At 63.3% G+C, this 13323-nt stretch carries 10 protein-coding genes and 1 tRNA gene; 5 read left to right on the forward strand and 6 right to left on the reverse strand.

Annotated features, from left to right (window positions below; all coding sequences use genetic code 11):
• The first annotated feature begins 237 nt into the window (after positions 1-237).
• Positions 238-1374, forward strand: coding sequence for an RNA ligase RtcB family protein (locus ACPRTJ_RS12515; protein ID WP_062575415.1), 1137 nt, complete (start codon positions 238-240; stop codon positions 1372-1374).
• Entirely contained in the window at positions 1374-1994 is a 621-nt protein-coding gene (gene prfH / locus ACPRTJ_RS12520) for a peptide chain release factor H (protein ID WP_100634836.1), read from the forward strand. The genes ACPRTJ_RS12515 and prfH overlap by 1 nt, the downstream gene beginning before the upstream one ends.
• A 182-nt stretch (positions 1995-2176) precedes the next feature.
• On the opposite strand, the gene ACPRTJ_RS12525 is transcribed toward prfH, so the two are convergent.
• The 5 genes from ACPRTJ_RS12525 to rpsU all read right to left on the reverse strand — a co-directional run bounded on the left by ACPRTJ_RS12525 (position 2177) and on the right by rpsU (position 10571).
• Positions 2177-2253 (reverse strand) — tRNA-Ile (locus tag ACPRTJ_RS12525).
• Between the two features lie 13 nt (positions 2254-2266).
• Positions 2267-6007 carry a bifunctional diguanylate cyclase/phosphodiesterase gene (locus tag ACPRTJ_RS12530; protein WP_043863741.1) on the reverse strand — a complete coding sequence of 1247 codons (3741 nt, stop codon included), beginning with the start codon at positions 6005-6007 and terminating at the stop codon, positions 2267-2269.
• Positions 6008-6134: 127 nt separating this feature from the next.
• The gene (gene rpoD, locus ACPRTJ_RS12535; RefSeq protein ID WP_043863742.1) at positions 6135-7988 is read right to left on the reverse strand and encodes an RNA polymerase sigma factor RpoD; all 1854 of its coding nucleotides are present in this window, start codon (positions 7986-7988) and stop codon (positions 6135-6137) included.
• Between the two features lie 67 nt (positions 7989-8055).
• Complete coding sequence (gene dnaG, locus ACPRTJ_RS12540) at positions 8056-10035, reverse strand: DNA primase (RefSeq protein ID WP_043863743.1); 1980 nt, start codon at positions 10033-10035, stop codon at positions 8056-8058.
• Between the two features lie 320 nt (positions 10036-10355).
• Positions 10356-10571, reverse strand: a complete 216-nt coding sequence (gene rpsU / locus ACPRTJ_RS12545) for a 30S ribosomal protein S21 (protein ID WP_002551877.1) — start codon at positions 10569-10571, stop codon at positions 10356-10358.
• Between the two features lie 202 nt (positions 10572-10773).
• Here rpsU and tsaD point away from each other — a divergent pair, with 202 nt between their 5' ends.
• The gene (tsaD, locus tag ACPRTJ_RS12550) at positions 10774-11799 is read left to right on the forward strand and encodes a tRNA (adenosine(37)-N6)-threonylcarbamoyltransferase complex transferase subunit TsaD (RefSeq protein WP_054915962.1); all 1026 of its coding nucleotides are present in this window, start codon (positions 10774-10776) and stop codon (positions 11797-11799) included.
• Positions 11800-11825: 26 nt separating this feature from the next.
• Here tsaD and plsY read toward each other — a convergent pair whose 3' ends face one another.
• A complete protein-coding gene (gene plsY / locus ACPRTJ_RS12555) occupies positions 11826-12395 on the reverse strand; it encodes a glycerol-3-phosphate 1-O-acyltransferase PlsY (protein WP_043863745.1) in 570 nt (189 codons plus the stop codon).
• A gap of 74 nt (positions 12396-12469) precedes the next feature.
• On the opposite strand from plsY, the gene folB reads away from it, so the two are divergent.
• Entirely contained in the window at positions 12470-12823 is a 354-nt protein-coding gene (folB, locus tag ACPRTJ_RS12560) for a dihydroneopterin aldolase (protein ID WP_043863746.1), read from the forward strand.
• A complete protein-coding gene (gene folK / locus ACPRTJ_RS12565; RefSeq protein WP_426428972.1) occupies positions 12814-13323 on the forward strand; it encodes a 2-amino-4-hydroxy-6-hydroxymethyldihydropteridine diphosphokinase in 510 nt (169 codons plus the stop codon). Before folB ends, folK begins: the two co-directional genes overlap by 10 nt.

Consider the following 13323-nt stretch of genomic DNA (forward strand, 5'->3'; position numbering starts at 1 on the left):
GTTGTTCTCCTGGTAAAAATGTGATCAAGGTTGTTGCAGGGTGGCAATTACACACCTAAGATGCCCGCCTTCTCTCACCCGACAGCAAAGGAGGTACATCATGCAACAGTTGATCACCCTTTGCAGGTCGCGCCTGGCTTGAACGCATTCGCCGCTACTCGTTAGCGGTACCGCAACGCCCGGCCTCTGGCCTGCCAATCCGAACATCTTTTTGTTTCAACCCATCAGGATTGGACTATGGGCACTTGCATTCGCAATTTGTCCGACGGCGCCGTATTGGTCGCCGCGGACGACACCTGGATCGAAGGAAAAGCGATCCAACAACTCGAAACCACCGCTCGCCTAGGGGGCATGCATCGGGTGGCCGGCATGCCGGACCTGCATCCGGGGCGTGGCTATCCGGTCGGCGCGGCATTCTTTTCCGTGGGGCGTTTGTACCCGGCGCTGGTCGGCAATGACATCGGCTGTGGCATGGCGCTGTGGCGTACGGACATCCCGACCGCCAAGCTGCATCTGGACAAGCTGGAGAAACGCCTTGGCAACCTCGACCTGCCGCTCGACGAGACGTGGCAGGAGGCCGTCGCCAGCTTCGGTTTGCCTGCCACGGGGCACGAGCGTTCTCTAGGCACCATTGGTGGTGGTAACCACTTCGCCGAGCTGCAGCAACTTGATGAAAGCTACGACGATGCGGCCCTGGCAGCCTTGGGCATCGAGCGCAAACACCTGCTGTTGCTGGTGCACAGCGGCTCGCGTGGTTTGGGCGAGGCGATCTTGCGTGAGCAGGTCGACCTGTTCGGTCATCACGGGCTGGAGGCGGGCAGCGAGGCCAGCACTCATTACCTGGGCCGGCACGACGGCGCGCTGCGTTTTGCCGAAGCCAACCGTCAGTTGATTGCCCGGCGCATGCTCGACCGCTTGCGTGCCGATGGCGATGTACTGCTCGACATCAACCACAACCTGGTGTCGCCAGCGCAGGTCGACGGGCTCGATGGTTGGCTGCATCGCAAAGGCGCCACACCGTCGGATCAGGGGGCGGTGGTGATCCCTGGTTCGCGCGGCGACTACAGCTACTTGGTACAGCCGATCGCCGACGAGCGCAGCCTGTTGTCCCTGGCCCATGGCGCCGGACGCAAATGGATGCGCAGCGAGTGCAAGGACCGCCTCGCCTCGCGCTACAGCGTCGAGCAACTGAGTCGTACGGCACTAGGCAGCCGCGTGATCTGCGCCGACCGGGCGCTGATCTACGAGGAAGCGCCGGAGGCCTACAAGGCTATCGACTCGGTGGTGGGTGCCTTGCGTGAAGCGGGGTTGGTTCGCGTGCTGGCACGACTGAAACCGGTGCTGACCTACAAGACGCGGGGAGGGTGCTGCTGATGATCCTGCTGCAACTCTCGGCGGCTCAGGGGCCGGAAGAATGTGCCCTGGCAGTGGCCAAGGCATTGCTCAGGCTGCAGGCCGAAGCGGATGCCCAGGCCGTGGCGGTACAGATACTCGAAGAAGAGCCGGGGCCGCGGCGCGGTACCTTGCGCTCGGTGTTGCTGGCACTGGATGGCGAGCAGGCCGAGCGCCTGGCGGATCACTGGACGGGCTCGCTGCAATGGACGTGCAGCAGTCCGTACCGGCCGGGGCATGCGCGCAAGAACTGGTTCTTTGGGGGTGCACGGTTTGCGCCACCGGCACCGGAATTGGCGAGCGAGATCCACTTCGAGACCTTGCGTTCGTCCGGGCCGGGTGGTCAGCATGTCAACACCACCGACTCGGCAGTGCGCGCCACGCACCTGGCCAGCGGCGTCAGCGTCAAGGTACAGAGCGAGCGTAGCCAGCACGCCAACAAACGCTTGGCGCTGCTGCTCATCGGTCAACGCCTGGCGCAACAGGCAGAGCAGGTCGACAGCGAACTGCGCGCGGAGCGGCGGTTGTTCCATCACCGCATCGAGCGTGGCAATCCACGTCGGGTGTTTCGCGGCGAGCGCTTCGAGCCGGCTGAAGAGTAGATTGTGTGCGAATAGTCGTCGAGCAAAAGTCAGGCCGGGCGGCGTAGGCGATGCCGGCCTCACAAAAACGGATGAGGAAAGGACCCGGCTCGCACTCGGGTTTACGAGTTGCCAATGAGCACTGCGTATTTGAGGCGATCCCGCCAAAAACGCAAAAGCCGCGCAATGCGCGGCTTTGAGTATGGTGGGCCCACACGGACTTGAACCGTGGACCAAAGGATTATGAGTCCTCTGCTCTAACCAACTGAGCTATAGGCCCCAGTGGTCGCGGATTATAGCGAGGGTTTCGAGGCTGTGCTATCCGAAAGATCCGAAACTGCCCGGCGTAGAAAGGTCGCGGCGAATTCAGGCGCCGCCAGCGGCAGGCTGACGATGTAGCCCTGGATCTGTTCGCAACCCTCGGCCGCCAGAAATTGCTGCTGCGCCTGGTTCTCCACGCCCTCGGCGATGATGGTCAACTGCATGCTGCGCCCCAGCGCAATGATCGCCCGCGCAATCGCCGCATCGTGCGGGTCATCCGGCAGGCCGCGGATGAACGACTGGTCGATCTTGAGGATGTCCAGAGGCAGGCGTTTGAGGTAACTGAGCGAGGAGTAGCCGGTGCCGAAGTCGTCGATGGCCAGTTGTACACCGATGCGCTTGAGCTGGTGCAGGATGGCCAGCGCCTCCTCGGCCTGGCTCATGATGAAGTTCTCGGTGATCTCCAGCTGCAGGTCACCCGCCTTGAGCTGGTGAGTGCGCAGCAATTGCTCGATGCGCTGTACCAGCAACGGCTGACGCAACTGCGCGCCCGCCAGGTTGACCGACAGCGGCCCGAACGCAAGGTAGCTGTGCTTCCACGCTTGCATCTGCCGGCACGCCTGCTCCAACACCCAGTCGCCCAGCTGCAGAATCATGCCATTTTCTTCAGCCAGCGAGATGAAGTGCTCCGGCGGTACGTCGCCGAAGGTCGGGTGGCGCCAGCGAATCAGTGCCTCGGCGCCCACCAGGCTCTGGGTCTTGAGGCTGAACTTGGGCTGGTAGCTCAGGCTCAGTTCCTTGCGCTCGATGGCGCGGCGCAGTTCGTGCTCCAGCGCGATGCGCTCGGCGGCCTGGGCGGTCAGGTCGCGGGTGTAGCTCTCGACCCGGTTGCGCCCCTTGGCCTTGGAGCGGTACATGGCCGCATCGGCGTTGCGGATCAACGAGGCCACGTCGGTGCCGTCCTGGGGGTACAGGCTGGTGCCGATGCTGGCACTGGTGAAGAACTCGTGTTCGCCGGCCTGGAACGGCGCACCAAAGCAGGCCAGTAGCTTGTTGGCGATATGCTCGGCATCGCTTGGCTGGTGCAGGCCGGGCAGCAGGATGATGAATTCGTCCCCGCCCAGGCGTGCCACGGTGTCGTTGTCGCGCACCTGTTCTTTCAGGCGCTGCGCGATTGCCTTGAGCAGCAGGTCGCCGACCGGGTGGCCGAGGCTGTCGTTGATGTGCTTGAAGCGGTCCAGGTCGAGGAACAGTACCGCGCCCTGGCGACCCGAAGGCTGTGGGCTGCTGAGTGCGGCCTGCAGCCGGCTTTCAAACAGGGTGCGGTTGGGCAGGCCGGTGAGGGGGTCATGGTGGGCCTGGTAGTCGAGCTCGGCCTGGGCATGCTTGAGGCTGGAGATGTCGGCGAACACGGCGACGAAGTGGGTGATCTCACGCTCGTGATTGCGCACGGCGCTGATGGTCAGCCACGCAGGGTAGAGCTCGCCGCTCTTGCGCCGGTTCTGGATTTCGCCCTGCCAGTGACCCTCGGCGGTCAGCTGGTGCCACAGGGCGGCGTAGAAGGCGCTGTCGTGCTGGCCCGAGGCGAGCAGGCGCGGGGTCTGGCCCAGCGCTTCGAACTCGCTGTAGCCGGTGATTTCGCTGAACGCGCGGTTGACCGCACTGATGTGCTGGTCGATGTCGGTGATCAGTACGCCTTCGGCCGTGTTTTCGAACACAGTGGCCGCCAGTTGCAGTTTTTCCTGCATCAGATGGCGTTCGGTGATGTCGCGGGCGATGGTCAGCATGCAGTCCACGCCGGCAATCGGCAGCGGCCGCGCCGAGACTTCGCACAGGCGGATCTGCCCGTCGGCGCGGCGGATGTGGCAGCTGAAGTCGCGTACGAAGCCGTTTCGGTTCAGCAGCTCGAGCAGTTGCCGGCGCTCGTTGAGGTCTACCCAGATGCCCAGCTCCAGGGTGCTGTGGTCCAGTACCTGGCTATCGAAGCCGGTGATGCGGCAGAACCCGTCGTTGACCTCGATCAGCAGCCCGTCGCTCTGGCGCGACAGCAGCAGGCCGTCAGGCGAGGCGTGGAAGGCCTTGGCGAACTTTTCTTCGGAGGTCTGCAGTTGCTCCTGGGTCTGTTTGAGCTGGCTGATGTCGCGCACCGCCACCACCAGCGCCGGGGTGCTGTCCAGGTCGAAGATCTCCGCCGAGGTGAGCCCGGTGAACAGCTGGCCGTTGCTGCGCCGAAAAGGCATTTCGAGGTTGCGGATGTTGCCGCCCTGCAGGCGCTGCAGCGGGGCTGGCCCCTGGTCTTCGATGCCCCACAGGTTGAGCTCGGCGGCGGTGCGGCCGATCACCTGGTCCTGGCTCAGGCCGATCTGGTCCTCGAAGGCTTCGTTGACCTCCAGCAGGCAGCCATCGCTGACCCGGGCGATCAGCAGGATGTCGGGGCATTGCTGGAACACCGAGGCGAATTTCTGCTCCGACAGACGCAGGGCCTGCTCGGTGTTCTTGGTTTCGCTGATGTCGATCATCAGCCCGCGCATCACCGGGGTGTGCCCATGCTCGATCAGGCTGACGATGTCGCGTACCCACAGCACCCTGCCATCGGCGCGGATCACCCGGTAGTCCAGGCTGTGGTCGCGGCCGGCGGCGGTTTCGCTGTCGCAGTAGGCCTGGGCCCAGAGGGCGTCGTCCGGGTGCAGGATGTCGCGCCAGAAGCCGGGCTTGAGCCATTGGCTGATCGGGTAGCCGAGCAGGTCTTCGGCGTGGGGCGAGACATAGCTGTAGGTGAAGTTGTTGGCATCGGCTTCCCAGGCAATCGCCGAGAGGCTCTCGACCAGGCCGCGGTAGTGGTACTCGCTGCTGCGCAGCTCCTGTTCCAGGGCTATGCGCCGGGAAATTTCCGAGCTTAGCCGACGGTTGACGCGCATCACCGCCGCCAGTATCGCCACCAGCAGCAGGATGCCGGGCAGGCCGTAGAGCAGCAGGTCGCGCCAGCGGTTGCTGTTTTCCAGCACTTTGCCGACCCAGCGCTCCTGGATATGACTGAGCTCGGCCGGGCTCATGTCGGCAATCACCTTGTCGAGGATGCCGATCAGCATCTTCTGTTGGCGCGGGGCCGCCATGGCCAGCTGGTAGCGGTAAGGGGTTTCGCCGCTGACGTAGAGCCCTTCGAGCTTTAGCTGGCGCAGGCTCCAGACGCTGGAGGCGAGGTCGCCGACCACGGCATCGACTTCGTCGGTGGCCAGGGCCTGAAGCGCTGAACTGACATTGGGCAGCGCCACCAGGTTGAGGTCGGGGTGGTGGGTACGCAGCAGTTCGTGTGGGGCGTAGTTCTCCACCACGGCCACTTTCAGGCCGTACAGCTCCTTGAGGTCACGTGGCCTGGGCCCGCCTTCGTGGGCCAGGATCACGATGGGGAAGTCGAGGTAAGGGCGGGTGAAGGCCAGGTAGCCCTGGCGTTCGGGGGTGGACATGATGCCGGGCAGCAGGTCCAGCTGGCCCTGCCGGGCCTGTTCGAGCACGGCCGACCAACTGCTCGGCTCGATTGGCGTGAACACAACACCCAGGCGCTCCTGGATCAACGCAATGTAGTCGGCGGCCAATCCCTGGTACTTGCCGTCCTGGTCACGGTATTCGAAGGGTGGCCAGGATGCGTCGACGCCCAGGCGCAGCTGCGGATGCGCACTGAGCCAGGCTTTCTCTTCGTCGTTCAGGGTCAAGGCGCCGGCCGCTGCACTCCACATCAGCAGGAGGGGCAGCACGAGGGCCGGCAGTCTGGGCATAGCGGCCTCGTCACTCAAGTGGATAGATTCGAGTGTAGACGGGGGTTTGGCCGAAGGGCGAAGAACGCAGGGGTTAAAACGTCAGGGCCTGAAAAAGAAAAACCCCGGCATTTGCCGGGGTTCGTCATTACTCGTCGAGGAAGGAGCGTAGATGCTCGCTTCGCGTCGGGTGGCGCAGCTTGCGCAACGCCTTGGCTTCGATCTGACGGATCCGCTCGCGGGTCACGTCAAACTGCTTGCCTACCTCTTCGAGGGTGTGGTCGGTGTTCATGTCGATACCGAAACGCATGCGCAGCACCTTGGCTTCACGTGCGGTCAGGCCGGAGAGCACGTCCCGGGTCGCTTCCTTCAGGCTTTCGACCGTGGCCACATCGATTGGCGACTGCATGGTCGAGTCCTCGATGAAGTCACCCAGGTGCGAATCTTCGTCGTCACCGATCGGGGTTTCCATGGAGATCGGCTCTTTGGCGATCTTCAGTACCTTGCGGATCTTGTCCTCAGGCATCTCCATGCGCTCACCCAGCTCTTCCGGGGTCGGTTCACGACCCATTTCCTGCAGCATCTGCCGGGAAATGCGGTTGAGCTTGTTGATCGTCTCGATCATGTGCACCGGAATACGGATGGTGCGGGCCTGGTCGGCGATCGAGCGAGTGATCGCCTGACGGATCCACCAGGTGGCATAGGTCGAGAACTTGTAGCCACGACGGTATTCGAACTTGTCCACCGCTTTCATCAAGCCGATGTTGCCTTCCTGGATCAGGTCGAGGAATTGCAGGCCACGGTTGGTGTACTTCTTGGCGATGGAGATCACCAGACGCAAGTTGGCTTCGACCATCTCTTTCTTCGCGCGGCGGGCCTTGGCCTCACCGATCGACATGCGACGGTTGATGTCCTTGATCTCGGCGATCGTCAGGCCGGTCTCTTCCTGCAGGTCGATCAGCTTTTGCTGGCAACGCACGATATCGGCGTCCAGGCGGCCCAGTGCTTCGGCCCACTTGGCGCTGCGCTTGGACAGATCGCCGCTCCAGGTGGTGTCCACTTCGTTGCTCGGGAACAGACGCAGGAAGTCGGCACGTGGCATGCGGGCATCACGCACACACAGTTGCATGATGGCGCGTTCCTGGGCGCGCAGGCGCTCCAGGGCGCTGCGCACGCGCTCCACCAGTACTTCGAACTGCTTGGGTACCAGCTTGATCGGCATGAACAGCTCGGCCAGTTGCAGCAGCTCGGCAATACCTTGCTTGCTGTGGCGACCGTGCTTCTTCAGGACCTTGGCGGTTGCTTCCAGCTGGTCGGCGACAGCGCCGAAACGCTGCTGGGCGACGACCGGATCGGGGCCGCTTTCGACCTCGTCCTCTTCATCGCTGGCGCCTTCCTTCTCTTCTTCCTCGTCGTCGTCCGCATCGGCCTTGGCCGGGGCTTTTGGATCGACAGGCGGCGGTACTTCGGCCGGCGGCGCGATGCCGTCATCCGGGTCGATGTAGCCACTGAGCACGTCGGACAGACGGCCACCTTCGGTGGTGACGCGGTCGTATTCGCCGAGGATGTAGTCGACGGTGCCCGGGAAGTGCGCAATGGCGCCCATCACTTCACGGATACCTTCTTCGATACGCTTGGCGATTTCGATTTCGCCTTCGCGGGTCAGAAGCTCGACGGTACCCATTTCACGCATGTACATGCGCACCGGGTCTGTCGTGCGACCGATATCGGTCTCCACGGCCGCCAACGCTGCGGCAGCTTCTTCGGCGGCGGCTTCGTCGGTATCGGCCTCGGCCAACAAAAGGGCATCCGCATCCGGAGCACTCTCGAATACGTTGATCCCCATGTCGTTGATCATGCGGATGATGTCTTCCACCTGCTCCGGATCTGAAATATCCTCTGGCAGGTGGTCGTTGACCTCCGCGTAAGTCAGGTAGCCCTGCTCACGACCGCGGGTGATCAACTCTTTGATGCGAGACTGCTGTTGCGCTTTTCCGGACATAACACCCTATCCACTGAAGGTCTTGGCGGGCAAAAAACAAGCCGAGGATTATACCCGAGCTAGGACCTCACGCGCCAGTTGAGGTCGGGGTTTGTGCGGGAACATTCCGGCTTAACAGGTCACGCAGCTGATTTTTCTCGTCTGCGCTCAACTCACTTTGACGTGCTTTCCTGAGCAGATGTTCCAGGCTGCGCTCGCGTTGGCGAGCGGACAAGCTAGTTATGGTGTCGAAAAACTGTTGTTCAAGGTTGTCGGCATCGATCAGCCATTCCTTTTCTGCCAATGCGCGCAACAATCGGCCCTGTTCGGTGCCGTGCCAACGCGCGATCAGCTGTAAGGAGCGTAGCTCAGGATTCTTTTGCAAGGCTTCGAGCAACGCCACCAGCAGCTGGGCATACACATGCTCTTCAGCGGCGAAATGGCTGGCATCCTCGACCTTCTTGGCCAGTTGCGGATGGTGCATGAGGGTGCGCAGGGCGCTCAAGGTCGGCGGTTCCACCGACGTCGGCACCCGCGGCGGTGGCTGGAAGTCGCGTTTGCCGTTCTTGTCCCACGGCTTGCCCTTCTTGTCCCAGGGCTTGCCTTCCCACTTCTTCTTCTGCCCGCCCTGGCTTGGTGTCCATTGTTGCTGCTGCGGCTGGAAATGCTCGGGCTGGTGGAAGTCGCTGTAATCCGGGCTGTAGTCGGGAATCGCATCGTAGTCGATGCCCGGGTCGTACGCCGGTGGCGCCTCGCTGGGGGCGCTGTGGGCCAGTTGTTCGACCTGGTGCAGGTCCAGGCCGGTTATTTCGCGCAGGCGGTTGCGCATCAGGGCCTTGAGGTTGGCACCGGGCACTTTGTCGATCAACGGCGCGGCCAGGGTCACCATGTGCGCCTTGCCTTCGAGCGACCGCGGGTCGGCTTCTTCGGTCAGTTGCTGGAAGAAGTAATCGGCCAGCGGCTGAGCATGCTGGTTGATGCGCGCACGGAAGGCGTCGGTGCCCTCGGCACGCACCAGGGTGTCCGGGTCTTCGCCTTCGGGCAGGAACAGAAAGCGCGCCTTGCGCCCGTCCTGCAGGCTCGACAGCGTGGCTTCCAGGGCACGCCAGGCGGCATTGCGGCCGGCCTGGTCGCCGTCGAAGCAGAACAGCACGCTGGGCACCACGCGGAACAGGCGCTTGAGGTGGTCTTCGCTGGTGGCGGTGCCAAGGGTGGCCACGGCATTGCGCAAACCTTGCTGGGCCAGGGCGATGACGTCCATGTAGCCCTCGACCACGATGATCTCGTCGAGGTTGCGGTTGAACTTGCGTGCCTCGTACAGCCCGTAGAGCTCCTGGCCCTTGTGGAACACAGGGGTTTCGGGGGAGTTCAGGTACTTAGGCTTGTCGTCGCCCAGCACCCGCCCACCGAAGGCGATGACCCGGCCACGGCTGTCGCGGATGGGAAACATCACGCGGTCGCGGAAGCGGTCATAGCGCTTGCCGGTCTCGGCATTCTCGATCAGCAGGCCGGCGTCGACCATGGCCTTTTGCTGCAGGGCGTCGCTGCTCAGGTGCTTGAACAGGTTGTCCCAGCCCGGCGGCGCGAAGCCCAGGCCGAAGTCGCGAGCGATTTCGCCGGACAGGCCGCGGCCCTTGAGGTATTCGACGGCCGAGCGGCGTGTCGGGTGGTTCTTCAGGGCCTGGCGATAGAACTCGGCAGCGGCCTCGAGCAGCGGGTACAGCGGCGAATCGGTGGGCTGGCGGGGCTTTTGCCCGCGGCTGCTCTCTTCGCGCGGCACTTCCATGCCGGCGGCCTTGGCCAGCTCTTCGACAGCCTGGGGGAAGTCCAGGTTGTCGTGGTCCATGATGAAGCCCAAGGCGTTGCCGCCGGCGCCGCAACCGAAGCAGTAGTAGAACTGCTTGTCGGGGCTGACGCTGAAGGAGGGGGTCTTCTCCTTGTGGAACGGGCAGCAGGCCGTGTGGTTCTTGCCGGACTTTTTCAGGTTTACACGCGAACTCACCACGTCGACGATGTCGGTGCGGTTGAGGAGGTCGTCAATAAAACTCTGGGGAATCAGCCCGGCCATGGCACTCTCGTCATCAGGCGACAATCAAGTGTAATCGCTAATGCTGCGGGAACAGCGACGCATTCGATGCAAGCTCGAATGACGTGACACAAAAAAGGAAAGGGGTGTGCTCGTCTGCAGCCGGTGAAGGCTCGTCAGGGGTGACGTGCACTGCTGGCGGTTAGGCCAGGTCTGACGTGTGAGGCAGGCTTGCCCTTGCTGCATAGCAGTTTGGGCATCTCAGGCGCTCGACCCGAAGGTCCAGGCCAGAGGAAACAGCATCAACTGCCGACAGCCCGGCTTGCACCGGGCATGGCAGAAGCTGGCGACGAACGTCTGTATCAGTACAGACGAACGGCGCGGCGCTGTTCGCGCTGAACTTTCTTGGCGTGGCGTTTGACAGCGGCTGCTGCCTTGCGCTTACGCTCGGAAGTTGGCTTCTCGTAAAATTCGCGGCTACGAACTTCAGCCAGTACACCGGCTTTTTCGCAGGAGCGCTTGAAACGACGCAGAGCTACGTCGAAGGGTTCGTTCTCTTTAACTTTGACGGCTGGCATCCAGAGCTACCTTCATTCATTACCGGGGGTCAACGAACTCGTGGCAAATATGTGCACTGGAGAACGTCGGTTTTTAAGGGTTGCGGATGTTAACCCTTAGCTGGCCTGAATGCAAAGCCTCTGATCGAAAACCGCTGGTCGGCACCGGGAGCGAGGACTATCATGCGCGCCTTCGAATTCAGCCCCAACAAGGCGCAAACCCATGCTAGTACTGGGATTGGAAACATCCTGCGACGAAACTGGTGTCGCATTATACGACAGCGAACGCGGCCTGCTGGCCGATGCACTGTTCAGTCAGATCGACCTGCACCGCGCGTATGGCGGGGTTGTGCCGGAGCTGGCCTCGCGTGATCACGTCAAGCGCATGCTGCCGTTGATCCGCCAGGTGCTGGCCGAGGCCGACTGCGTGGCCACCGAGATCGACGCCATCGCCTACACGGCAGGCCCTGGCCTGGTCGGGGCGCTGCTGGTGGGGGCTTCGTGCGCCCAGGCGCTGGCGTTTGCCTGGGGCATCCCGGCCCTGGGCGTGCACCACATGGAGGGCCACCTGCTGGCACCGATGCTCGAGGCGCAACCGCCGGAGTTTCCGTTCGTCGCCTTGCTGGTGTCGGGCGGCCATACGCAGTTGGTACGTGTGGATGGCATCGGCCAGTACGAACTGCTTGGCGAGTCCCTCGACGATGCGGCCGGCGAAGCGTTTGACAAGACGGCCAAGATGATGGGCCTGAACTATCCCGGTGGCCCGGAGATCGCGCGCCTGGCGCTGCAGGGCGTGCCGGGTCGGTTCGTGTTCCCGCGGCCGATGACCGATCGTCCGGGCCTGGATTTCAGCTTCAGCGGCCTGAAGACCTTTGCCCTGAACACCTGGCAGCAGTGCCAGCGTACCGGGGACGACACCGAGCAGACCCGTTGCGACATCGCTCTGGCGTTCCAGCAGGCGGTGGTGGAGACTTTGACCATCAAGTGCAAGCGCGCCCTCAAGCAGGCCGGGCTCAAGCGCCTGGTGATCGCAGGTGGGGTGAGTGCCAACAAGGCCCTGCGTGCCTCGCTGGAGGAGATGCTGGCCGGGCTCAAGGGCAATGTGTACTACGCGCGACCCGAGTTCTGCACCGACAACGGCGCGATGATCGCCTATGCCGGGTGCCAGCGTCTGGCGGCCGGGCAGCGGGAAACCCTGGCGATCAGCGTGCAGGCACGCTGGCCGATGGAGCAGTTGCAGGGGCTGTGAGCATGAGCGCCGCTCATGTGAACGCCTCAGAAATGCCGTTCGCGCCCGGCAAAAAGGTCGCGTAGATTGCCGCGATGGCGCCATACGATGAGCACGGTCAGCACGCTCATCGGCAGCAGCGCCTCGGGCTCGCGCCAGGCCAGCAGGGGCAGGGCCAGGGGCGTTGCGATCAAGGCGGCCAGCGAGCTGGTGCGGGTCAGGTAGAAGGTCAGCAGCCATGCGCTGATGGCCAGCAGGGCGGCCGGGGGGTAGAGCCCCAGCAGCACGCCGGCGGCAGTGGCCACGCCCTTGCCGCCGCGAAAGCGGAAGTACAGCGGAAACAGGTGGCCGACCACCGCGCACAGGCCTATCCAGGCCTGCTGCTGCTCGTTGAGGCCGACCAGGCTGGCGATCAGCACGGGCAACAGGCCCTTGCACAGGTCGCCAAGCAGGGTCAGGATCGCCAGCTTGCGGCCTGCCAGACGCAGCATGTTGGTGGCGCCAGCATTGCCTGAGCCGCAGGCACGCGGGTCGGGGCTGCCGCTCAGGCGGCTGAGAACGATGGCGAAGGACAGCGAGCCGAGCAGGTAGGCGAGCGACGCCAGTAACCAAAACATGCTAACTATTCCGGGCGAGGACGCCCTGATTCTAGCGGCGCAAGGCGCCCTTGTCGTGCTGTGGAGAGAAGTGCTTGGACAGAGTGTTCATCGAAGGGCTGGAAGTCGACACCGTGATCGGCGCCTATGACTGGGAACGCGGTATTCGCCAGTGCCTGCGCCTGGACCTGCGGTTCGCCTGGGACAATCGCCCGGCGGCGGCCGGCGACGACCTGAGCCTGGCCCTGGACTATGCCAGCGTCACGGCACGTATCCAGGCATTTGCCGAACAGGCCAGCTATGAGCTGGTCGAGACGTTCGCCGAACGCCTGGCCAAGGTGCTGATGGACGAGTTCCAGATTCCCTGGCTGCAACTGAAGCTGACCAAGCCTGGCGCCATCGCGGCGGCAAGCGGGGTGGGCGTGGAGATCGAGCGCGGATGTCTCTGACCCCGGTATACCTAGGCCTTGGCAGCAACATCGAGCGCGAGCGGCACCTCGGCGCCGGGCTCGATGCGCTGGCTGCGATGCTCAGGGACATGCGCTGCTCGACGGTGTTCGAAAGCCAGGCGGTGGGCATCAAGAGCGGGCCGTTTTTCAATCTGGTGGTCACCGGCCTGACCGACCTGCCATTGCTTGAACTGGACCGTCGCCTGAAGTTCATCGAGGCCGACAACGGCCGTTATGCTCCGGATCGCAAGGGGCTGCCGCTGGATATCGACGTGCTGATGTATGGTAACCTGCACGGCAGTTTCGACGGCCTGGTGTTGCCAAGGGCCGAAATTCTCAAGAATGCGTTCGTCTTGTGGCCATTGTCGCTGATCGCGCCGGAACTGGTGCACCCTGGAGCAGGCAAGAGCATGGCCCAGCTGTGGCAGCAGGCGCAGATCGACCAGGTACTCGAACCGGTGCCATTCACCTGGAATGGCAAGGCGCTGCCGCTGGACTGA

It is taken from the genome of Pseudomonas palmensis, from assembly GCF_049942755.1.
GTDB lineage: Bacteria > Pseudomonadota > Gammaproteobacteria > Pseudomonadales > Pseudomonadaceae > Aquipseudomonas > Aquipseudomonas palmensis.

What these genes read in the sequence shown, in the direction of transcription:
- rpsU (WP_002551877.1), bottom strand. Translation starts at nt 10,571, where the DNA reads ATGCCAGCCGTCAAAGTTAAAGAGAACGAACCCTTCGACGTAGCTCTG.
- tsaD (WP_054915962.1), top strand. Translation starts at nt 10,774, where the DNA reads ATGCTAGTACTGGGATTGGAAACATCCTGCGACGAAACTGGTGTCGCA.
- prfH (WP_100634836.1), top strand. Translation starts at nt 1,374, where the DNA reads ATGATCCTGCTGCAACTCTCGGCGGCTCAGGGGCCGGAAGAATGTGCC.
- folK (WP_426428972.1), top strand. Translation starts at nt 12,814, where the DNA reads ATGTCTCTGACCCCGGTATACCTAGGCCTTGGCAGCAACATCGAGCGC.
- ACPRTJ_RS12530 (WP_043863741.1), bottom strand. Translation starts at nt 6,007, where the DNA reads ATGCCCAGACTGCCGGCCCTCGTGCTGCCCCTCCTGCTGATGTGGAGT.
- dnaG (WP_043863743.1), bottom strand. Translation starts at nt 10,035, where the DNA reads ATGGCCGGGCTGATTCCCCAGAGTTTTATTGACGACCTCCTCAACCGC.
- rpoD (WP_043863742.1), bottom strand. Translation starts at nt 7,988, where the DNA reads ATGTCCGGAAAAGCGCAACAGCAGTCTCGCATCAAAGAGTTGATCACC.
- ACPRTJ_RS12515 (WP_062575415.1), top strand. Translation starts at nt 238, where the DNA reads ATGGGCACTTGCATTCGCAATTTGTCCGACGGCGCCGTATTGGTCGCC.
- plsY (WP_043863745.1), bottom strand. Translation starts at nt 12,395, where the DNA reads ATGTTTTGGTTACTGGCGTCGCTCGCCTACCTGCTCGGCTCGCTGTCC.